This is a genomic window from Streptococcus plurextorum DSM 22810 (assembly GCF_000423745.1).
GTDB lineage: Bacteria > Bacillota > Bacilli > Lactobacillales > Streptococcaceae > Streptococcus > Streptococcus plurextorum.
In genome coordinates this window covers 17173-38929 of sequence record NZ_AUIO01000013.1, presented here as the reverse complement: position 1 = coordinate 38929, position 21757 = coordinate 17173, and the positions used below count along the sequence as shown (strand labels likewise).

General features: G+C 37.7%; 21 protein-coding genes and 3 tRNA genes. 9 read left to right on the top strand and 15 right to left on the bottom strand.

Annotated features, from left to right (window positions below; translation table 11 throughout):
* Positions 1-25 precede the first annotated feature (25 nt).
* The 8 genes from G575_RS12595 to yfmF form a co-directional block, all read right to left on the bottom strand.
* Positions 26-652 carry a transglycosylase SLT domain-containing protein gene (locus G575_RS12595; protein WP_027972441.1) on the bottom strand — a complete coding sequence of 209 codons (627 nt, stop codon included), beginning with the start codon at positions 650-652 and terminating at the stop codon, positions 26-28.
* A gap of 109 nt (positions 653-761) precedes the next feature.
* A complete protein-coding gene (locus G575_RS0108995) occupies positions 762-1559 on the bottom strand; it encodes an energy-coupling factor transporter transmembrane component T family protein (RefSeq protein WP_027972440.1) in 798 nt (265 codons plus the stop codon).
* Entirely contained in the window at positions 1552-2391 is an 840-nt protein-coding gene (locus tag G575_RS0108990; RefSeq protein WP_027972439.1) for an energy-coupling factor ABC transporter ATP-binding protein, read from the bottom strand. Before G575_RS0108990 ends, G575_RS0108995 begins: the two co-directional genes overlap by 8 nt.
* Entirely contained in the window at positions 2367-3191 is an 825-nt protein-coding gene (locus G575_RS0108985; RefSeq protein ID WP_027972438.1) for an energy-coupling factor ABC transporter ATP-binding protein, read from the bottom strand. The genes G575_RS0108990 and G575_RS0108985 overlap by 25 nt, the downstream gene beginning before the upstream one ends.
* The gene (gene pgsA / locus G575_RS0108980) at positions 3188-3736 is read right to left on the bottom strand and encodes a CDP-diacylglycerol--glycerol-3-phosphate 3-phosphatidyltransferase (protein WP_027972437.1); all 549 of its coding nucleotides are present in this window, start codon (positions 3734-3736) and stop codon (positions 3188-3190) included. The genes G575_RS0108985 and pgsA overlap by 4 nt, the downstream gene beginning before the upstream one ends.
* A 7-nt stretch (positions 3737-3743) precedes the next feature.
* Positions 3744-4628, bottom strand: a complete 885-nt coding sequence (locus tag G575_RS0108975) for a helix-turn-helix domain-containing protein (RefSeq protein WP_027972436.1) — start codon at positions 4626-4628, stop codon at positions 3744-3746.
* Positions 4629-4688: 60 nt separating this feature from the next.
* The gene (yfmH, locus tag G575_RS0108970; protein WP_027972435.1) at positions 4689-5963 is read right to left on the bottom strand and encodes an EF-P 5-aminopentanol modification-associated protein YfmH; all 1275 of its coding nucleotides are present in this window, start codon (positions 5961-5963) and stop codon (positions 4689-4691) included.
* Complete coding sequence (gene yfmF, locus G575_RS0108965) at positions 5941-7212, bottom strand: EF-P 5-aminopentanol modification-associated protein YfmF (protein WP_027972434.1); 1272 nt, start codon at positions 7210-7212, stop codon at positions 5941-5943. Before yfmF ends, yfmH begins: the two co-directional genes overlap by 23 nt.
* Positions 7213-7292: 80 nt before the next feature.
* Here yfmF and yaaA point away from each other — a divergent pair, with 80 nt between their 5' ends.
* Positions 7293-7700, top strand: a complete 408-nt coding sequence (yaaA, locus tag G575_RS0108960) for a S4 domain-containing protein YaaA (RefSeq protein WP_027972433.1) — start codon at positions 7293-7295, stop codon at positions 7698-7700.
* A gap of 3 nt (positions 7701-7703) precedes the next feature.
* Positions 7704-8795 (top strand): DNA replication/repair protein RecF, encoded by a 1092-nt coding sequence (gene recF, locus G575_RS0108955; RefSeq protein ID WP_027972432.1) that lies wholly within the window; start codon positions 7704-7706, stop codon positions 8793-8795.
* Positions 8796-8861: 66 nt separating this feature from the next.
* On the opposite strand, the gene guaB is transcribed toward recF, so the two are convergent.
* From guaB to G575_RS0108940, 3 genes are all read right to left on the bottom strand, one after another.
* The gene (gene guaB / locus G575_RS0108950) at positions 8862-10343 is read right to left on the bottom strand and encodes an IMP dehydrogenase (protein WP_027972431.1); all 1482 of its coding nucleotides are present in this window, start codon (positions 10341-10343) and stop codon (positions 8862-8864) included.
* Positions 10344-10497: 154 nt separating this feature from the next.
* A complete protein-coding gene (gene trpS / locus G575_RS0108945) occupies positions 10498-11520 on the bottom strand; it encodes a tryptophan--tRNA ligase (protein ID WP_027972430.1) in 1023 nt (340 codons plus the stop codon).
* 28 nt (positions 11521-11548) lie between these two features.
* Positions 11549-12130, bottom strand: a complete 582-nt coding sequence (locus G575_RS0108940; RefSeq protein ID WP_027972429.1) for a GNAT family N-acetyltransferase — start codon at positions 12128-12130, stop codon at positions 11549-11551.
* A gap of 380 nt (positions 12131-12510) precedes the next feature.
* On the opposite strand from G575_RS0108940, the gene G575_RS0108935 reads away from it, so the two are divergent.
* Positions 12511-13383, top strand: a complete 873-nt coding sequence (locus G575_RS0108935) for a YitT family protein (protein ID WP_027972428.1) — start codon at positions 12511-12513, stop codon at positions 13381-13383.
* Positions 13384-13452: 69 nt separating this feature from the next.
* Positions 13453-15075, top strand: a complete 1623-nt coding sequence (locus tag G575_RS0108930; protein ID WP_027972427.1) for an ATP-binding cassette domain-containing protein — start codon at positions 13453-13455, stop codon at positions 15073-15075.
* A gap of 88 nt (positions 15076-15163) precedes the next feature.
* On the opposite strand, the gene G575_RS0108925 is transcribed toward G575_RS0108930, so the two are convergent.
* Both G575_RS0108925 and G575_RS0108920 read right to left on the bottom strand, forming a co-directional pair.
* Positions 15164-15235: transfer RNA gene (locus tag G575_RS0108925), tRNA-Glu, on the bottom strand.
* An 11-nt stretch (positions 15236-15246) separates the two neighbouring features.
* A tRNA-Glu gene (locus tag G575_RS0108920) sits at positions 15247-15318 on the bottom strand.
* Between the two features lie 122 nt (positions 15319-15440).
* Between G575_RS0108920 and G575_RS0108915 the strand changes: the two genes are divergently transcribed.
* Positions 15441-15514, top strand: a tRNA-Arg gene (locus G575_RS0108915).
* 14 nt (positions 15515-15528) lie between these two features.
* Here G575_RS0108915 and G575_RS0108910 read toward each other — a convergent pair.
* Together G575_RS0108910 and rlmH are read right to left on the bottom strand one after the other, a co-directional pair.
* Positions 15529-16212 carry a YoaK family protein gene (locus tag G575_RS0108910; protein ID WP_027972426.1) on the bottom strand — a complete coding sequence of 228 codons (684 nt, stop codon included), beginning with the start codon at positions 16210-16212 and terminating at the stop codon, positions 15529-15531.
* A 9-nt stretch (positions 16213-16221) separates the two neighbouring features.
* Positions 16222-16701, bottom strand: a complete 480-nt coding sequence (gene rlmH, locus G575_RS0108905; RefSeq protein ID WP_027972425.1) for a 23S rRNA (pseudouridine(1915)-N(3))-methyltransferase RlmH — start codon at positions 16699-16701, stop codon at positions 16222-16224.
* 167 nt (positions 16702-16868) lie between these two features.
* Between rlmH and G575_RS0108900 the strand changes: the two genes are divergently transcribed.
* The 4 genes from G575_RS0108900 (at position 16869) to dnaN (ending at position 21747) form a co-directional block, all read left to right on the top strand.
* Positions 16869-18071 carry a S1C family serine protease gene (locus G575_RS0108900; RefSeq protein WP_037622949.1) on the top strand — a complete coding sequence of 401 codons (1203 nt, stop codon included), beginning with the start codon at positions 16869-16871 and terminating at the stop codon, positions 18069-18071.
* Positions 18072-18131: 60 nt separating this feature from the next.
* Positions 18132-18899, top strand: a complete 768-nt coding sequence (locus G575_RS0108895; protein WP_027972423.1) for a ParB/RepB/Spo0J family partition protein — start codon at positions 18132-18134, stop codon at positions 18897-18899.
* Between the two features lie 201 nt (positions 18900-19100).
* The gene (dnaA, locus tag G575_RS0108890) at positions 19101-20462 is read left to right on the top strand and encodes a chromosomal replication initiator protein DnaA (protein WP_027972422.1); all 1362 of its coding nucleotides are present in this window, start codon (positions 19101-19103) and stop codon (positions 20460-20462) included.
* A 151-nt stretch (positions 20463-20613) separates the two neighbouring features.
* On the top strand, positions 20614-21747 hold the full coding sequence (gene dnaN / locus G575_RS0108885; RefSeq protein ID WP_027972421.1) for a DNA polymerase III subunit beta: 1134 nt from the start codon (positions 20614-20616) through the stop codon (positions 21745-21747).
* Positions 21748-21757: the final 10 nt, after the last annotated feature.

Sequence of the window (21757 nt, the reverse complement as noted above, 5' to 3'; positions counted from 1 at the left end):
TACTTCAAGGCTTTTAACGTTAATACTATAATCCCCAAGCTGCTAGCCCTTGGTTTCTATAGGCATTTTCTGCAGCATTAATTTGATCCTCAACAGTTGCTGTTGAGCCCCATCCTGGCATGGTCTGGAATAAACCTGATGCCCCAGAAGGATTAGCAATATTCGGATTTCCGTTTGACTCACGAGCAATAATATACTCCCAAGTTTGCTGTGGCACGCCAGTTCTTGCAGCCATTTCTGCTGCTGCCTCTGAACCAATCACACCAGCTGTATTTCCATTTGCTAAGATACCTGTATAACTAGCTAGCACATTTGTATGTTGAACCGTAGCTGAATATTTCTCTGAAGCGACAGATCTTGAAGGTGCTAGAGATCCAAAGTTATTGATTAACTTCATAGATTCTTTAGCAACTGAAGTCACATTGCTAGGAACTACAGAAGAAATTTGCGCAGTCAAAGGAAGTGGCGTTTCTAATGCAGTAACGTTAATATTCCCTGATAATTTATCATTTTCCAAAAGTCCAACATAAGAATCTGTGTTAACAGATTGATTGGATAGGGCAAAAGCCACACCTGTCGTCAGAAGACCTAAACCAATCTGCAAACGTGTTTTTTTCTTAGCATTACGTCTCTTGACTCTGCTATATACCATAAAATCATTTCCTTTTATTCTTATACTCTACCAGTCTAGCATACTATTGTTACGTTTTCTTTACAAAAAGATGTAAAGTTGACTATTTTTGTAAAGTTGTTGACAGAGTTTAGGCATTTTTCAATAGAAATAAGCACATAGCTAATATAAGAATTGTCAATATGAGTAAACTATCCCTATGTTGCCATTTTAGACGGCGATACTTTGTTCGTCCTTCTCCACCTTGATATCCCCTTGATTCCATAGCTATAGCAAGTGCATCTGCCCGTTTAAAACTTGAAGCAAATAAGGGTATCAAGATAGGGATAATTGATTTTACTTTTTGAAACATGCTACCTTCTCCAAAGTCTACGCCACGTGCTTTTTGAGCATTCATGATACGAGTCGTATCATCCATTAAGGTTGGTACAAATCGTAGACTTAAGGAAAGCATTAATCCAATCTCATGTGCAGGAACTTTGATTCTTTTCAAAGGACTCAGTAATGATTCAACTGCATCAGCAAGACTCAAGGGAGTAGTAGTCAATGTTAAAAGAGTTGAAAAGAAAATGATCAAAACAAATCGTGTGAAAATAATGGCAGATTGAGATAAGCCAAGTGAGGTAATTTTTAAAAAGGCAAAGCTCCATAACAGTTTTCCACCACTCACAAAAAATAATTGGAAAAGTGTGGTGAAGAGGATTATCCCAATCATGGGTCTGACCCCACGGAAAAAGAAGCTAATTTTAATACCTGATAATCGGATCGCAATAAAGGTAAAAATAAACAAAATCAGATTGGTTATCACATTGTTAGCCCAAAAAATAGCAATCAAATAGATAGACATCGCAAGTAATTTACTTCTCGGATCTAGGCTGTGAACAAAAGACTTTCCTGGAATATAGCGTCCTAAAATGAGTTTATCCATTTATGGCCTCCTTAAACTCTTTGATCGTTATAGGAAGTGTGGAAAAGGCAAATCCACGCGCCTCTAACGATCGTGCTAGCTGAGTTATTTTTGGAAGGCCAAGTTGCTTTTCTTCTAAAAACTCAACCTCTTGGAAAATTTCTTTAGGTGTTCCCGAACGAACCAATCTCCCTTTTTCTAAAACATGAACAAAGTCTGCATAATCTGCAACGTCATCCATTAGGTGAGTCACCAATACAATCGTCAAACCAGAGTTGTGGAGTTCTTTAAAAAGAGTCATTAATTCTCTTCGTCCATTAGGATCCAGGCCCGCCGTCGGCTCATCTAAAACTAGAACTTCAGGTTCCATTGCTAAAATTCCTGCAATAGCAACACGACGCATCTGTCCTCCTGACAACTCAAAAGGATTTTTTTCAAAGAGTTCCTCTGAAATGCCCACCATTTGTAACTTTTGTCTAGCAGTCTGCTCTGCCTTCTCTTTGGAAACCCCGAAATTTTGAGGACCAAAGGCTACATCTTTAAGCACTGTCTCCTCAAAAAGTTGACTTTCTGGAAATTGAAAAACAAGACCAACTTGTTGACGAAGTTGTTTGATATCTTTAGGTTTGGACTTTGAAGTGATGACACGTTCATTAATTTTGACACTTCCTGATGTTGGAATATTGAGGCCGTTTAGAAGTTGCATAAGCGTTGATTTCCCAGAACCTGTGTGCCCTATAAAAGCAGTGTAACTTCCCTTTTCAATCGTTAGACTGACGTCAAAAAGGGCACGCCCTTCAAATGGCGTTCCCGATTGGTAGGTGTAGCTCACATTTTTGAGAGTAATGCCCATAATTCTTCTTCTAGTTCCTCTTCTGTTAAATAAGTTGCACTAAAACGATACGTATCTGATAAATCTTTGATAAGATTTGTTGTAAAGGGACTGTCAAGCCCAATGTCAACTAGCTCTTTACCTCTTGCAAAAAGCTGAACTGGTGTCACGTAAGACTCGACTTCCCCCTCTTTCATAACCATAACACGATCACTGAGAGCAACTTCATCCAAATCATGAGTGATTGAAATAATCGTCATGTCCTGTTCCTGACGAACTTTCTGCATGAGCTTAATTAAATCGAGACGACCTTCTGGATCAAGCATGCTAGTGGCTTCATCTAGAATTAAAATATCAGGTTTCATAGCCAGGACACCAGCAATAGCTACGCGTTGTTTTTGTCCACCAGACAATCGAGCTGGTTCCTTTGTCTTAAATTCAGACATGCCAACCATTTCTAAAGCTTCATTAACACGCGCAACCATCTCCTCGTAAGGTACACCTTTATTTTCCAAAGCAAAGGCGACATCATCCTCAACCGTTGCACCAACAAATTGATTATCTGGATTTTGGAAAACCATCCCAATCTTGTGACGAATCGCCCAAACATTTTCCTCTGTTAGGAGCTGTCCATCAATCCAAATTTCTCCCGATTCTGCTTCTAAAAGCCCATCTATCAACCTAACCGTTGTTGATTTTCCAGAACCATTATGGCCCACAATGGATAACCATTCGCCACGTTTCACGTGAAACGATACCTGATTCAAAGTGGGTTGTTCTTGTTCATCATAACGAAAGGTTACATTTTTTACATCAATCATTTGCTAAAAGTATCCTTGAACAGAAAGGCAGCACCTCTAAAATAATCATACCCCGAATAAAGAGTAAAAAAGAGTGAGGTATAAAGCATGATTTGACCAGCAAGACTAAAATGGAAGAGCAATAATATAATGGCTAACATCTGAGTTGCTGTCTTTATTTTTCCAAGCATTGCCGCAGCTAATACTTCTCCACCTGTCTCAACCAGAAGGAGTCGTAAGCCTGTTACTGCTAGTTCACGACAAATAATCAGAGCAGATACCCACGCCGGAACCATATTTAGACCTACTAACATGATAAAAGCCGACATAACCAACATTTTATCTGCTAAAGGATCTGCAAATTTTCCAAAATTAGTGACAACATGCCATTTACGGGCCAAGTAACCATCTAAATAATCTGTGGCACTAGCAACAGCAAAAATAATACCTGCTAAAATATGCCAAACCTTAGCATTTGGAATGGAAGCTAGAAGTAAAAACACCGGAATCAGAACAATTCTTCCAACCGTCAATAAGTTAGGAATATTTTCTTTTTTATCAAACATAATCTCTCTATTCTACTGTCAGCGTAAAGTTAGCTGGGCTATAACCTGTTAGGGCAGATAAATCAATCTCTTGGCCATCAACAGTTACTTTTGTCGATGGAAGGATACCGATAGTCACGTATGAACTTGATCCTTTAGCTACTGTGACTGTGAATTCTTTTTGTTCGGCATTGATAGTTGTTCCTTGATCACCATTAACACCATCATTAAGAGACACCCAGCTTGCTCCCTCTATCAATGTAAAGACCACATTGACACTGTCTTTAGCTGACTTTACAGTAGCCAAGAAGCCACCTTCGGCTTGTGCTTCCACCTTGACTGGTGTTGCAGTAGCTTCGGTCACTGTTGTCTCACTGATAGTAGTTGCTGTTGTTGCCTCCCTGGTTTCACTCTCTGTGGTAGTCTCCTGATTTGAACCTGTGAAAAACGGAAACTCTTTAACTGCAAAATACCCAACCAGTGCAATAATAGCAAGACCTAAAAGACTAAAGATAATTGCCGGTAATTTGGATTTCTTTTGCTTCTTCTCACGATGATTTCCACGACGGCGGTGAACCCTGCGCTCACCTTCTTCCATTTCCTCATCAGTATCTGCATTACTAACATCAGAAAATGCTGGCTCTACACTCGAAAAATGTGGAAGAGTGCTTTGGAAAGAAATTTGTTCTTTGTATTGTTGAAGGAGACTTTCTCCATCTAATCCAACCAATTCTCCAAATTTTACAAGGTAGTCTTCCACATGTTCCTCTGGAATCAAGCTAAACTGATCAAGCTCCAAAGCCAGCAAATGCTGCGTGGGAATTCCTGTGCTTATTTGGATATCTGTCAATTGCAACTGTTTATTGATACGCGCTTCACGCAAAATATCGCCGACCATCTTACCGTTCATCATAATCTTTCATTTCCTTTTCTGTAATATTTTTATTATATCAAAAAATAGCTTTAAGTCATGTCATTTGGGAAAAATGATAAATTCTGTCCGCTCTGCTTGACCAAAAAATTCTTGGCCAATAGATATCACCGTTTCTAAATCAAGATTCATCAATACATTAGGCAAATCAAAATACGAATGTCTACCGTCTTGATACTGTAATAATTGATGTCCCAAATCCTCTATACTATCTAAACTTCTGATGAATTCACCATAAAATTCATGCTTAATGATATCTAGGTGATTTGACGTTAAATCCTTATCCATATTAAACGTATTCAACACTTTTCTAATCTGGGTCGCCATCGCAATCGGTTGTTCAGTATCAAGCACGATAATCACAAAGCAATAACGATCTGCAATTTCAATTTCAATGTCAAAGGAGTCGTCAATTTTTCCCTTATCATACCAATCTTGGTAGCGTTGTGACGTCCACCCAAACAACATGGTTAAGAAAATCCGTAAGGCTAATTTTTTTTCCGCTAAAGATAACGAGCTTGTCAGCTGACTTCTAAAGCCAAGTGCCAATTTTGGAGTTGCAATTTCCATACGAATAGAAGATTTCGCAACAGGTGGCTCTAAAACTAAAGGTGTTTTCAAAATCTCTGGTAGAGTCTTACGTTTGGGACGTTCCCACTTGCGGACAACTCTGTCAACTTCTCTGACATCAAAATCTCCTACAAGCACTAAATTCTTAAAATCTGGACGATAGAAAGTGTGAAAATTTTCTTTTAAATCTTCTAGAGAAATCTGATTTATCGATTCGACTGTTCCTGCTACATCCGTAGCAAGGGCTGTTTCAGGAAAGAGATTAGCCAAAACACCATTATAAAGCCTAAAATCTGGATCATCCTGATACATGGCAATTTCTTGTTCAATAATTTTTTTCTCTTTGTCAATCGTTTCTTGACTAACATGTAAAGTTTCTGTAAAGTTCAACAGCAACTTTAGTGACTCTTCAAATGAACCTACCGTAGAGAAAAAGTAAGCAGTTCTATCAAAACTAGTATAAGCATTCGTTTCAGAACCTAGTTTAGAAAATTGGACACCGACATCATCTGTTTCTGATTCAAATAGTTGATGCTCTAAAAAATGTGCTATCCCAGAAGGGAAGGTTATGGATTCACCATTTTTGGTAAACTTGGTGTCAATTGAACCAAAAGAAACTGTCAACACCGCCGAACGTTCTTGAAAGTCTTTTTTAGGAACATAGTAGACAGTCATCCCATTATTCATCTGCCTAAAGTAGACTTCTTGATTTAAAAAGGGGTAGTCAACTTTTTCTAGACGACTCATCGTATTCTCCCTCCAAAAAGTAAACAGCTTGTAATTTGACTAATCCGATTGCTGCAATAATATCACGCTTAGTGACGTTATTAATATGATTAATAAAGTCATCTAAGTTTGCGCCCTTGTGACCAAGTAATAAGCGATTGTAGGTCTGTTCGATAATCATTTTAGGGTTATCAAGAGACATTTTAGCATGACTTATAATCATACCTTTTGTTTGTTTAATGATTTGAGTCGAAAAACGTCCCATTTTTATCTCATTTATTTGTTTGGTAATGGCTTTAAAAATCTGTGCCCTATTTTCCCGATCAATACCAGCATATATTCTCAAAAAGCCTGTAAAAGCATCATAACGACTGTCAATCGTATAAGCAAGATTATCTTTTTCGCGAATTTCTGTGAAGAGTTTAGAATGCGAAAAGCCTCCTAGAATCCCTTCTGCAATCAGCATAGCATAATAATTTTCCTCGCCGTAGTAAATAGGGATATGATAACCTAACTGTAAAATCGATTGATTATTCTCTTTGACCAGCACTTGTTCGCGAACCACATTAGTGAAATCTTGTTTGTAAAAAGCTTGTAAATTTATTGGCCTATCTGAAAATGAGAATGATATCAACTGCCTTGCAACTTGGTAATCATCGAAATCACCCAAGAGAAAAATATCAATTTTATCTTCTCTCAGCATTTTTTGAAATTCTTGATAGGCCGTAAAAGCATTTTCCCTCGCAATAAGCTCTTCATTTCCATATTTAGGATGTTTTAAAGCCTCATCATCATAGTAAAGTTCCTGTAAACCTAAGTTACTAATATAAAACTGATCTTGCTTATCAGCTTCAACATAGCGTATCAAATTTGCTTTTTCTAAATCAAAGGTTTTTGTTTGATATTTTTCAAGGAAAATCAAAGGATGAAAAAGTAATTCATTAAGCAAATGTAAAATGTCAATCAGAATATCTTTCTTACCAAAAGCATATCTGTTGCTGACAAAAGAAATATCGATGTCAATTATATGGATATTTCCCTTTGTAATGATATTCGTGGAAAGATGCGCACCATAGAGTGTAGCCAGATGTTCGCGTAAATGCTTTGTTGTCGGATAATTCTCACTAGCCGTTGCTAACATCTGAGCCACCAAGGCACGACGAGCCAAATTTTTGACCTGACGTTTCCCAGAAAAGCGAAAGGTCAAATGATTTGTTTTAAATTGCTCCGTCTTAATAAAATGTAAATCAACACCCTCTGCTAATTTCATACCAATTCCCGTCTAAATTTAATCCTTTTTATTATACCATTTTGTGCTATAATTATCTTTACAGAAAGTCGAGGATTTTTATGGATTATACTTTATTTGATGAGTTTATCACCCTACAGGCTCTTTTAAAAGAATTAGGCATCATTGATAGTGGCGGTGCAGCCAAAAACTTTCTGCTTGCGAATACCGTTCTTTTTAATGGAGAAAGGGAAAACCGACGTGGCAAAAAATTACGCCATGGTGATTTCGTAGAACTACCAGACAAAGATCTGATGATTCGCCTAAAAGAGCCTAGTCTATCAGAACGTCAAGCACATGAAGAAGAACTAGCAGAGAAAAAAAGAGTGGCTAATCTTGTAAAGGAGCTTAATAAGAGCAATAAAAAGAGCCTCTCTCAAAAATCAAGTTTCTCAAAAAAACAGCAGCCTAATAAAAAAAGAAGAGAACATGAAGCCGAGCATCGTCCCGTCCGCTTCCCTGGAACCTAAAGCATGTGGATCGAATCAATTACTCTTGCTAATTACAGAAATTATGAGCAAATAACAGCAACCTTTTCCCCTAAACTAAACATCTTTATTGGGGAAAATGCACAAGGAAAAACCAACTTTTTGGAGGCAATCTATTTTTTATCCCTGACCCGCAGTCATCGAACTAAATCTGACAAGGAATTAATTCGTTTCAACACAGAGCAAGCTCAATTGACAGGTGTTGTCAATCGTGTCAATGGTAAGGTTAGTCTTGACATCCAATTGACAGCAAAAGGCCGAACGAGTAAAGTCAATTACCTGAAACAATCACGTTTATCAGATTATATTGGAAACTTGACGGTGGTCTTATTTGCACCAGAAGATTTACAGCTAGTTAAAGGTTCCCCTGCGCTCCGTAGAAAATTTATTGATATAGATCTTGGACAAATGAAATCCCTTTATCTGTCTGATTTATCAAATTATAACCACATCATCAAGCAACGAAACGCTTATTTGAAAACAACTGATAACATTGATGAGACTTTTTTAGATGTACTTGATGAACAATTGGTTTATTATGGCTCTAGAGTCATCGAACATCGCTATGATTTTATTAAAGAACTAGAAGCAGAGGCAGATCGGCACCATTTCAATATATCAAACCACCTAGAAAGATTACGCATCAATTATCTGTCTTCAATCGTCTTTACAGATAAAGTTGACATATCTGTAAACTTTGACAAACAGTTAAAGCAAAGTCGAAACCGTGATATTTTCAAAAAAAATACGGGTGTTGGACCACATCGAGATGACTTGGAATTCTATCTTAATGATATCAACGGAGACTTCTGTAGCCAAGGGCAACAACGTAGCCTTATTTTGTCATTAAAAATGGCTGAAATTGCTCTTTTTCAAAAAATAACAGGGGAACAACCTATTCTTTTACTTGACGATGTGATGAGTGAACTTGACAATAACCGTCAATCAAAACTACTAAAAAATATCATCAGCGAAAATGTTCAAACTTTTATCACAACAACGAGTTTAGACCACCTGAAAGATATCCCTGATGATATTAACCTTTTCTATATCGAAAAAGGTTCCATTTCTAAGTGACTAGGTTATTGTCAATTTTATGTTTACAAAAAACACGACAACTGTAAAGTTGCCGTGTTTTTATTTTTAGTGTAAGGAGTAGTTTGGTGCTTCATTTGTAATCTGAACATCGTGAGGGTGACTCTCAATCAATCCTGCTCCACTCATTTCAATAAATTGTGCCGATTCATGTAAGGCTTTTATGTTGGCTGCTCCCGTGTAGCCCATACCTGAGCGAATGCCTCCAATTAACTGAAATACAATATCAGAAGCCGCACCTTTATAAGCGACACGCCCTTCAATTCCTTCTGGAACAAGTTTATTTGCTTCATTCACAGCACCTTGGAAGTAACGATCACTAGAGCCTTTCTTCATTGCAGCAATTGATCCCATACCGCGGTAAGACTTGTACTTACGACCTTGGAAAATTTCCGTTTCACCTGGTGCTTCATCCGTACCAGCAAACATTGACCCGAGCATAACGGCATTTCCACCAGCAGCAAGTGCCTTGACAATATCTCCTGAATACTTAATACCACCATCAGCAATAATCGTTTTACCATATTCACGGGCAACAGCCGCTGCATCATAAATAGCCGTTACTTGAGGGACACCGACACCTGCAATAACACGTGTTGTACAAATAGAGCCAGGTCCGATACCTACCTTAACCACATCGACACCCGCTTCATACAGAGCACGTGCTCCTTCAGCAGTCGCAATGTTACCTGCAATCAAAGTCTTATCTGGGAATGTAGCACGAATTTCAGAAATCTTACGAAGCACACCTGCAGAATGACCATGAGCTGTATCAATGACAATGGCATCTGCGCCAGCATTGAACAATGCCTCTGCACGATCAAAAGTATCTGATGTCACACCAACAGCAGCAGCTACCAAAAGTCGTCCAAATTCATCTTTTGCTGCATTTGGGAACTCAATAACCTTTTCGATGTCCTTGATTGTGATCAAACCAGAAAGACGCCCATTATCATCAACTAATGGCAACTTTTCAATACGATGTTTGTGAAGAATTCTCTCCGCTGTTTTAAGATCTGTACCAACCGGGGCTGTTACCAAATTTTCACTGGTCATATGTTCTGAAATAGAACTGTTATAATCCGAAATAAAACGCATATCTCGGTTAGTAATAATCCCAACAAGTCTGCGATTTTCAAGTGTTTCAACAATTGGTACGCCACTGATACGATAGCGTTGCATCAATTCTTCAGCTTCTGAAACTTTAGCATTTGGGGTTAAGAAAAAAGGATCTAGAATAACACCATTTTCTGAACGCTTTACCTTACGGACTTCCTCTGCCTGTTCGGTAATTGACATATTTTTATGAATAACACCTAAACCACCTGCACGGGCAATGGCAATAGCCATTTTACTATCAGTAACGGTGTCCATAGCAGCAGTAATAACAGGGATATTCAATGTCAAATTTGGGGCAAGTTTAGTTGACATATCTACTTCGTTTGGAAGAACATGGCTCTCTGCAGGAATAAGCAATACATCATCAAAAGTATAACCTTTTTTCAAAAATTTAGTGTCCCAATTTGACATTTTTCTACCTCTTTTCTTTTAATAAGTCAATTATCAGACTTTGTATTTTTTATATGATACCATGCTAAAATCATTTGTCAACCAATTCTATTCATTTTTGGATAAAAATCAAAAACCGAACAAAGTTCGGTTTAGAAGGTATAATAATCTGTTATTAGAAGTAATTAATTCCCATAGCTGCTTTAACTTCAGATAAGGTTTGACCAGCAACCTGACGAGCTGCTTCACTTCCTTTTTCAAGCATACGGAAAACCTCACCCATATCTTTGGCATACTCTAGGCGACGCTCACGAATCGGCGCTAGCTCTCGTTCAAGAATCTCCAAAAGGTAACGTTTTGTTTTGACATCACCCAAACCTCCCCGTTGATAATGTTCCTTCATCTCAGCAATAGTTTCCGCATCCTCTTCACGTCCAAAGACGTCAAGATAAGTAAAGACCATATTGCCTTCTATTTGACCTGGGTCTTCAACACGGATGTGATTTGGATCAGTGTACATACTCATAACACGTTTTTTCACCGTATCCATGTCATCTGAAAGGTATATGCCATTACCTAGAGATTTGGACATTTTTGCATTACCGTCGATACCTGGTAAGCGACCAGCGGTTTCATTTTCAGGATATAAGCCTTCTGGTTCGACCAGAACATCTGTTTTATAGGTGTGATTAAAACTACGCACAATTTCACGTGTTTGCTCAATCATGGGTTTTTGATCTGTTCCAACTGGAACGAGATTAGCTTTAAAAGCTGTGATGTCTGCCGCTTGAGAAACTGGATAAACCAAAAAGCCAGATGGGATAGACTCGCCAAATCCTTTTTGAGCAATTTCTGTTTTAACCGTCGGGTTACGCTCAAGACGAGCTACAGAAACTAAATTAAGATAGTACATGGTCAATTCAGCCAATTCAGGAATCTGACTCTGAATAAAGATAGTAGATTTTGTAGGGTCAAGACCAACCGATAAATAATCTAAGGCCACATTCCCTATTGATTCTTTGATGATTTCAGATTCTTTGGCATGATCTGTGAGTGCTTGTTGATCTGCCAAGAAGACAAACATATCGTATTGCCCTTCATTTTGTAGCTTGACTCGGTTTTTGAGACTACCTATGTAGTGCCCTAGGTGCAATTTTCCTGTAGGACGATCTCCTGTTAAAATGATTTGTTTAAACATTTCTTTACTCCTTTTTTTTACAATATTGTCAACTAGGTTTACAACTTGTTGACAAAAATCTATCTCTAGTTAAACGGTAGTGACACATCGTAACGATGCGGCTTGGGTCTTTTTTATCCACCTTAGCATAGGGTTCTTCGTGGCTAAAGGTCATGCCAATTTTTTGCATGACGCGTCCTGAGGCTGGGTTTGATTTATCATGTCTAGCAATCAAGCAATTCATGCCCAATTCCTCAAAAAACACTTTAATGAAGGCTTGGGCAGCTTCTGTCATATAGCCCTTATTCCAAAAGGCTTTATTTAAGGTATAGCCAAACTCCGCTCTTCCCACACTTTCTACTAAGTGGTGCATATCAAGTGTGCCGATTAATTGCCCACTCTCCTTTAATGCAATCCCCCATCTACCAAGAGGACTGGCTAAATAAATAGCTGCTATGATATTTTTGGTTTCTTCCAGAGATTGATTAGCTGGAAAAGTCCACCGAACATTTTCCGCATCTGATGCGTAAGCAAACATATCTGCTGCATCCGCTAGGGTAACCGGACGTAAAACCAGGCGCTCCGTCTCGATAATACGATGCCTGTTCAATTTTTGGTAAATATTCTCCATAAAATCTCCCACTTAACTAACAAAAAACTCACGCCGAAAACAGCGTGAGGGCATAATCATAACTGATACACGGTACCACCTCAGTTGACACTTTATTGACAGATATTTACAATACGTTGATAAAAGTGTCATCTTAAATCGTAGGATAAGGACTACTAAACCTGAAACTTATGTGTTCGTTTCACATGAAACATCAGCCCATTTCACCTTTTCCATTACTGGCTCACAGCACCCACCAGCTCTCTAAAAATGTCTTAAGGTTACTCTTTCTGAATGTCTCTATTTTATGTATTTTAGAATAATTTGTCAAGCTTTCATATTGCCAAGTTCTTAGTTTTAAGAGATAATAGAAGGGCTAATTTTGCTTTAAAGGATTTTTTATGAAAAAACGTTTCATTGACTTTTTGTTGGTTACTTCAGGAGCTTTCATTGCAGCAATAGGATTTAATACGATGTTTCTAGCTAATAAGATTGCCTCTGGTGGTATGGTAGGTCTATCTGTTAGTTTCCAAGAGTTATTTAATTGGAATCCTTCAACCTTTCTCTTGCTGACTAACGTCCCTCTGTTAATTCTCTGTCTCGTATTATTAGGGAAAGAGACCTTTATTAAAACATTTTATGGATCATGGATTTATCCTTATGCCATTAAGTTGACAGCAGGTTTACCAACCTTGACACATAATCCACTATTGGCAGCAATCTTCGGAGGAGTTATAGTGGGTATTGGACTGGGTATGGTTTTCTGGGGAAATTCCTCCACCGGAGGAACTGGTATTCCTACCCAAATTTTAAACAAATATACCCCCCTTTCTTTAGCAACTGCCATGACTTTAGTTGACGGTTTTAGTGTTGCTATGGGGTTTGTTGCTTTTGATACTGACACTGTTATGTATTCCATCATTGCTCTTACCGTCATTTCCTATGTGGTTAGAATTATGGAAAATGGTTTTAACTCCTCAAAAAATATCATGATTATTTCAGAACAGAGTGCAGCTATTCGTCAATACATTACTGAAAAAGCTAACCGAGGAGTCACTCAAATTCCAGTACTTGGTGGCATCAGTTCTGATTCCAAAACCATGCTGATGGCTACTATCACAAGCCATGAACTCCCAAAATTGCAAGCTGAAATTTTAAAAATAGATGAAACAGCCTTTATCGTTGTTATGCCTGCCAGTCAAGTTATGGGCCGCGGTTTTAGTCTAACTAAAAAATACTTGTCTGAAAACGAGGATATTTTACTGCCAGGATAGTCTTATCATTGAAAAAATGACCCTTTTTAGCTAAAATAAGAAGAATAGAAAAATGACGAGGTAATTATAGTGTTAACAGTTTCAGACGTTTCGTTGCGTTTTAGCGACCGCAAACTTTTTGACGAGGTAAACATTAAGTTTACAGCAGGAAATACTTATGGACTTATCGGTGCCAATGGTGCCGGAAAATCAACTTTCCTAAAAATCTTAGCTGGAGATATCGAACCTTCAACTGGTCATGTTTCTCTTGGTCCAGATGAGCGCTTATCTGTTCTTCGTCAGAACCACTTCGACTATGAAGAAGACCGTGTCATCGATGTGGTTATCATGGGAAATGAAAAACTCTACGCTATCATGAAAGAAAAAGACGCTATCTACATGAAAGAAGACTTCTCTGATGAAGATGGTGTACGTGCTGCAGAGCTTGAAGGTGAATTTGCTGAGTTGGGAGGCTGGGAAGCCGAAAGTGAAGCATCTCAGTTGCTCCAAAACTTGAATATCTCTGAAGATCTCCACTACCAAAACATGAGCGAACTAGCAAACGGTGATAAAGTCAAGGTTCTCCTGGCAAAAGCCCTTTTTGGTAAACCAGATGTTCTTCTTCTTGACGAGCCGACCAACGGTCTTGATATTCAATCGATTTCTTGGCTTGAAGATTTCCTCATCGACTTTGAAAATACTGTCATCGTCGTATCTCACGACCGTCACTTCCTAAATAAGGTATGTACCCATATGGCCGACCTTGACTTTGGTAAAATCAAACTCTTTGTCGGAAACTATGACTTTTGGAAACAATCTTCTGAACTAGCTGCCCGTCTTCAAGCAGACCGCAATGCCAAAGCTGAAGAAAAAATCAAAGAACTCCAAGACTTTATCGCACGCTTTTCTGCCAATGCCTCAAAATCTAAACAAGCTACTTCTCGTAAAAAAATGCTTGATAAGATTGAACTGGAAGAGATTGTGCCATCAAGCCGTAAATACCCATTCATCAATTTCAAAGCAGAACGCGAAATTGGTAATGACCTTTTGACCGTTGAAAACCTCTCCGTTACTATCGATGGTGAAAAAATCATTGATAATATCAGCTTCATCCTCCGTCCAGGTGATAAGACAGCTATTATTGGTGAAAACGATATCCAGACGACCGCTCTTATGCGCGCACTAGCAGGGGATATTGATTACGAAGGAACAATCAAGTGGGGGGTAACAACTTCACAATCTTACCTTCCTAAAGATAATACCAAAGATTTTTCAACCGGAGAGTCTATCCTTGAGTGGCTTCGTCAATTTGCGGCCAAAGGAGAAGATGATGATACCTTCCTTCGTGGTTTCTTAGGACGCATGCTCTTCTCTGGTGACGAAGTTAAAAAGTCAGTTAATGTGCTTTCTGGAGGCGAAAAAGTCCGCGTTATGCTGTCTAAACTTATGCTTCTTAAATCTAATGTCCTCATCCTAGATGATCCAACCAATCACTTGGATTTGGAATCCATTTCAAGCCTCAATGATGGTGTTCGTGATTTCAAAGAATCAGTTATCTTCGCCAGTCACGACCATGAATTTATCCAGACTATCGCCAATCACATCGTCGTCATTTCTAAAAATGGTGTTATCGATCGTATTGACGAAACTTACGATGAATTCCTTGAAAACGAAGAAGTTCAGGCTAAAGTGAAAGCGCTGTGGGCTCAATAATAAAACTGCTTAGACTATTGTCTAGGCAGTTTTTGCTATTCTTGTCTTATATATGACAAATAAAAAAACTGCCTCAGCAGTTTTAAGATACTCCGTACGGGATTCGAACCCGTGTTACCGCCGTGAAAAGGCGGTGTCTTAACCCCTTGACCAACGGAGCAAGTAAATGAATAGTCCGTACGGGATTCGAACCCGTGTTACCGCCGTGAAAAGGCGGTGTCTTAACCCCTTGACCAACGGACCAAAGTCATTACTTAATACTCATACTATTATAGCAGATAGTTTAAATTTGTCCACCCCTTTGCTTATTTTTTTGAAAAATATTGCAGTTTTTTTCATTTTTTGGTAGAATGTAAAAGGTTGAAGGTCTCATAGCTCAGCTGGATAGAGCATTCGCCTTCTAAGCGAACGGTCGCAGGTTCGAATCCTGCTGGGATCACTAAAAAGCTGGTTTTACCAGCTTTTTTTATTTTTTTCTTCAAACCATAGACTAGTTGTGACATAAAGGAGCGGTATGATCGCAAAAATCAGAGCGTATTCACCCAAACGTTGAGACAGTAAGGTAGAGACAGCAACACCTAGAGCAAAAGTAAAAATAACAATAAAAATATTTTTACCAGCTCTTAGTAAATGAGGATTTTTTTCCACAAGGCCTCTAAAACAAAATAAAGCTGCGTTTTTGACATTGCCAGTCATCATAACATTAGCATAAGGCTCTCCCCTCAAACTCCTGAAAGATTCTACTTGGATTGAGGCAACAAGAGCAAGAGTCGTCACTGGAAAAATTGAAGGTAGAAACGGTGTCATAATGGCTGTTATAATCACAATAACTAGCATAATAAAACTAGCACCAAAATACCATAGACCACGTCTCTTTGTGAACCACTTATGAATGATGTAGGTTAAACATTGCCCAATCATAAAAAAAACAATAGGAATCGTAAAATCTACAACTTTATGCCAATTGCCTTGTGCTGCATGATGTGCCCACATGATGACATTTCCAGACTGAACCCCAGCAAAAATACCGTCTTGAGTAATATAGGTAAAGGCATTGATGAATCCACTAATAAAAGTTAAGCAAGCTGCTAGTCGTCGTTTTTCAAAAATATGATAGTCTTTTTTATTTTCTTCCATGTCATCTCTCTATTTGTGATAAGGGCTTCCTTGTTGAATCATAAAAGCTCGATAAATTTGCTCAACGAGAACTAATTTCATCAACTGATGTGGTAAGGTTAATTTTCCAAAACTCATCAATACATTAGCTCTCATCTTCACCCTAGGGGCCAAACCAAGACTTCCTCCAATAATAAAAGTAATATCTGAGAAACCTTTTACTGTGATTTCTGATAGCATTTGACTAAAAGTTTCAGACGGAAATTGTTCTCCTTCAATAGCTAAAGCAATCACAAATTCACGATCTGAAATTTTACCCATGATACGATCAGCTTCTTTTTCCATAATAGCTTGATTTTCAGCCAAGCTAGCTTTATCTGGTGTTTTTTCATCCGAAAGTTCAACAAGCTCTAGCTTGCAAAATCGTCCTAAGCGTTTTTGGTATTCAGCGATACCATCTCTCAAATATTTTTCTTTTAGTTTTCCTACTGTTATAACTTTAATTTTCATGATTTGATTATATCATATTTATGATGAGTAAAATAGCAGAGCTTTTTACACAAAAGAAATCATGTTTTCCACAAGTTTTCCACAACCTGTGGAAACTTTCTTTTTGACTTATTTTAAGGTATAATTAAGCCAATTTTCTTAAACTAAAAAAATAGGAGGCATCTATCATGAAAAAAAATTTTTCTTCAGCTATAAAACTTATCATAATGATTAGTGCTGGTTTTGTTGGTGGTTTGGTAGCAGGACTTTTACTATTACAAGGAAGTTCATTTCTTTCAAGTAATACGAGTTCAACTGCTACAACGACTGTTAGTAAAGTAGCCTATAAAAACGAAACTAGCACAACTGAAGCTGTAAAAGTGGTCCAAGACGCTGTTGTTTCTGTTATCAATTACAAAAAGCAATCCTCATCTAGTTACCAAAGTATCTTTGGAAATTCATCTTCAAGCGATAGTGAGTTTGCTGTAGCTAGTGAAGGTTCAGGCGTTATTTATAAAAAAGATAATGAGTCTGCATACATTGTGACCAATAATCACGTCATTGAAGGAGCAGAGCAAATTGAAATTCTCATGGCTGACGGTACCAAAGTTGTTGGAGAACTAGTTGGAAGCGATACTTATTCTGATTTAGCTGTCGTAAAAATCTCTTCAGAAAACGTCAAAACTGTTGCTGAATTTGCTGATTCAAATACAATTACTGTTGGGGAAACAGCAATTGCAATCGGTAGCCCTCTGGGAACAGAATACGCTAACTCTGTTACTTCTGGTATTGTATCCAGTCTTAGCCGTACCGTAACTATGCAAAATGATCAGGGACAGACAATTTCAACAAATGCTATTCAGACAGATGCCGCAATCAATCCTGGTAATTCTGGCGGTGCTCTGGTTAATAGTCAAGGTCAAGTTATTGGAATCAACTCAAGTAAAATTTCATCAACTTCCACCAGTATCAGTTCTGGTTCATCGGTAGAAGGTATGGGATTTGCTATTCCATCAAATGATGTTCTAAAAATTATCAACCAGTTAGAAAAAAATGGTAGCGTAGAACGTCCTGCACTAGGTATTAGGATGGCTAGCCTTAGTGAACTATCAACCAATCTCATCCAACAATTGAAACTTCCAGATGACGTCACTGCTGGTATCGTCATTGCAAGTGTTCAAGATAACATGCCTGCATCTGGCAAACTCCAAAAATACGATGTCATCACAGAAATTGATGGAGAAGCTGTTAACTCTTCAAGCGACTTACAAAGTGTTCTTTACGGTCATAGTATTGGGGATACAATCAAAGTTACTTTTTACCGTGACGGAAATAAACAAAGTCTTGAAATCACACTGAGCAAATCTACTCAAGATTTATCTGACAACTAAGTTGACAGACTTACCTACTAGCTTTACAATAGTGTAAAGCTAGTTTTTTTAGGAGTTCTTATGACAGAAGGTTTACAGTTATTAGATATAAAATCCATTCAGCGAAATCCCTATCAACCAAGGCTAACCTTTAATGAGTTAGAATTAGAAGAGTTAGCTGAATCTATAAAAGAAAATGGTGTGATTCAACCAATTATTGTTCGTAAATCTCCTATTTACGGTTATGAACTTATTGCAGGAGAAAGAAGACTCCGTGCATCTAAAATCGCTGGCTTGACAGAAATTCCTGCCATCATTAAAGATATTTCAGACGAAGATAGCATGAAGCAGGCTATTATTGAAAATCTACAAAGATCAAATCTCAATCCTATTGAAGAGGCTAGGGCCTACCAACAAATGATTGATAAAAATCAAATTACCCACGAAGATTTGGCACGCTACATGGGGAAATCTCGTCCCTATATCAGTAATCTTTTGCGTCTTTTAAACCTTCCTGATAATATCTTAAAATCTGTAGAAACTGGACATATTAGCCAAGGTCACGCGCGTGTCCTTCTTAGTTTAAAAAATGAAAAAGAGCAGCTGCATTGGTTAGGAGTTATTATTGACAAACAACTCAGTGTTAGAGAAGTAGAAAAATTAATTTCCAAAAAAGTCACTTCTAAAAAAATAATGATTGATCCATTTATCGCAGACAAAGAAAAAGAGCTCAGTCAAATATTAGGCTTGCCTGTAAAAATCTCATCTAACAAATCTCATCAAGGAAAAGTCACCATCTCTTTTTCCAATTTAGAAGATTTCCACAGAATTATCAACAATCTAAAATAGGTTGTTGATTTCTTTTTTATTATCGACATCATTATCAACACTTTAAAGTGGCTAAAATCCCAATAATATTGGTCAATCTGATTGTTTTACACACCTGTGGAAAACTTCCGATTCACATTGTGGAGATTCTATTAATTGACTGTGGAAAACTTTATAAAAATATGATAAAATAAAAGCAATAATTTCAAAAAGAGGACTAAAATGACTGAAAATGAACAGCTCTTTTGGAATCGGATTTTAGAATTAGCAAAAGAAAAATTCTCACAACCTGTCTTTGATTTTTTCATTGCAGATGCAAAATTACTCGGTGTCTCTAATCAAGTCGCAACAATTTTTCTAGAAGAAAAAAAAGAACTTTATTGGAAGAGTAATTTGACTGACATTGTTTTGACAGCTGGATTTGAAGTCTTTAATCAAGAAATTTGGATTGACTACAGCTATGAAGACCTTTCTGAACATGATGTAGCAGAAGTACTGCATGGACCCGCTCAATCCTTGCTGTCAAAAGAAGCAACAAACTTACCAGTTATTTCTTCTGATCTCAATTCTAAATACCGATTTGACAATTTTATATCAGGTAAAGGTAGCCAATGGGCGCTTGCAGCAGCTCTCGCTGTATCAGGAAGTCCTGGTACACAGTACAATCCTCTCTTTATTTGGGGTGGACCTGGCCTAGGTAAAACCCATTTATTAAATGCTATCGGCAATAGTGTCCTGGAGGACAATCCTCGTGCTCGTGTCAAATACATTACAACTGAGAATTTTATCAATGAATTCACGACAGCCATTAGACTTGGTACCATGGAGGAATTAAAAGAACAATTTCGTCATCTCGATGTTCTTTTGATTGATGATATCCAGTATATGGCAAAGAAAACAATGGCTGGTACGCAGGAGGAATTTTTCAATACCTTTAATGCGCTTCATGCTAATAATAAACAGATTGTTTTAACAAGTGACCGTTCACCAGATCATCTGGATAATTTGGAGGAACGTCTTGTGTCACGCTTCAGTTGGGGATTAACACAGGACATTACACCGCCTGATTATGAAACAAGGATTGCTATCTTACAAGATAAAATTCAAGACTATCCTTATCATTTTCTACCTGAAGCTATTGAATACCTAGCTGGACAGTTTGATTCAAATGTCAGAGAATTGGAAGGCGCTCTTAAAAATATTAATTTAGTGGCCTCGTTCAAAAAGGTTGACACTATTACAGTTGACATTACAGCAGAAGCTATTCGAGCCAAAAAACAAGAAACAATAACCACTTCTGTCATCCCAATCGAAGAAATTCAAAATCAAGTTGGCAAATTCTATGGTGTTTCTGTCAAGGAAATTAAGTCAACAAAGCGCAATCAAAATATCGTTTTAGCGCGTCAAGTCGCTATTTTCCTAGCGCGTGAATTAACTGATAATAGCCTTCCAAAAATCGGAAAAGAATTCGGTGGAAGAGATCACTCAACTATCTTGCACGCTTATAATAAAATCAAAAATAGTTTGCAAATTGACGATAGCCTACGCATCGAAATCGATACCCTTAGACAAAAATTTAGATAAGTGTGGAAAAAGAAACGATTATTGCAAAGTTTTCCACAAGTTGTGCACAAGTATAAGGCCAGAGTCAGTATGAATCAAGCCTATTTTTCCACTTTATCCACAAGACCTACTACTACTACTAATCTAATACTTAATAACTAAAGGAGAATCTATGATTCAATTTTCTATCAATAAAGCTTATTTTCTTCAGGCTTTAAATGCAACTAAACGTGCCATCTCCTCAAAAAATGCAATCCCTATTTTATCTAGTCTTAAATTAGACATTACAAAATCAACCATCACTTTGACAGGGTCAAATGGGCAAATTTCAATTGAAAATACCATTTCTAGTGAGGATGAGAACGCAGGGCTTTTAATTACAGAGCCAGGTAGCATCTTATTAGAAGCTAACTTCTTTATCAATATTGTCTCAAGCTTACCAGATGTTAGCCTTGATTTTGAAGAAATTGAGCATCACCAGGTGGTGATTAGAAGTGGTAAATCTGAAATCACGCTTAAAGGAAAGGATATTGACCAATACCCTCGTCTCCAAGAAATGACAACCACTCATCCACTTTTGTTGGAAACAAAAATGTTGAAATCCATTATTGCTCAAACGGCATTTGCAGCAAGTACACAGGAAAGTCGTCCTATTTTAACAGGTGTCCACATGACTTTGAAAACTAATCGTTTTAAAGCAGTGGCAACAGACTCTCATCGCATGAGTCAAAGACAAATTGATTTAGAGAAAGTCTTTGATGATTTTGACGTCGTTATTCCAAGCCGCTCACTTCGTGAATTTTCAGCTGTTTTTGGTGATGATATTGAACAGGTAGAAGTATTTTTATCTCCAAGTCAAGTTTTGTTTAGAAGCGAGCATACGTCATTCTATACACGTCTTTTAGAGGGAAATTATCCAGATACTGACCGTCTTTTGACAAATACTTTTGAAACAGAAGTGACTTTTAACACGACTTCTCTTCGTCATTCAATGGAGCGTGCGCAACTCATTTCAAATGCTAGCCAAAGTGGAACTGTAAAATTAGAGATTGTTTCTGGTAAAGTCAGTGCCCATGTCAACTCCCCTGAAGTTGGTAAGGTTAATGAAGAAATTGATATTGAAACCCTCAGTGGTAACGATTTAACCATCAGTTTTAACCCAACCTATTTGATTGATGCCTTAAAAGTTATTAAGAGTGACACTGTAACTGTTCGTTTTATTTCTCCAGTCCGTCCATTTACGCTAACGCCTGGTGACAACAGTGAGAATTTCATTCAACTCATTACGCCAGTTCGTACAAACTGATAATGACTCT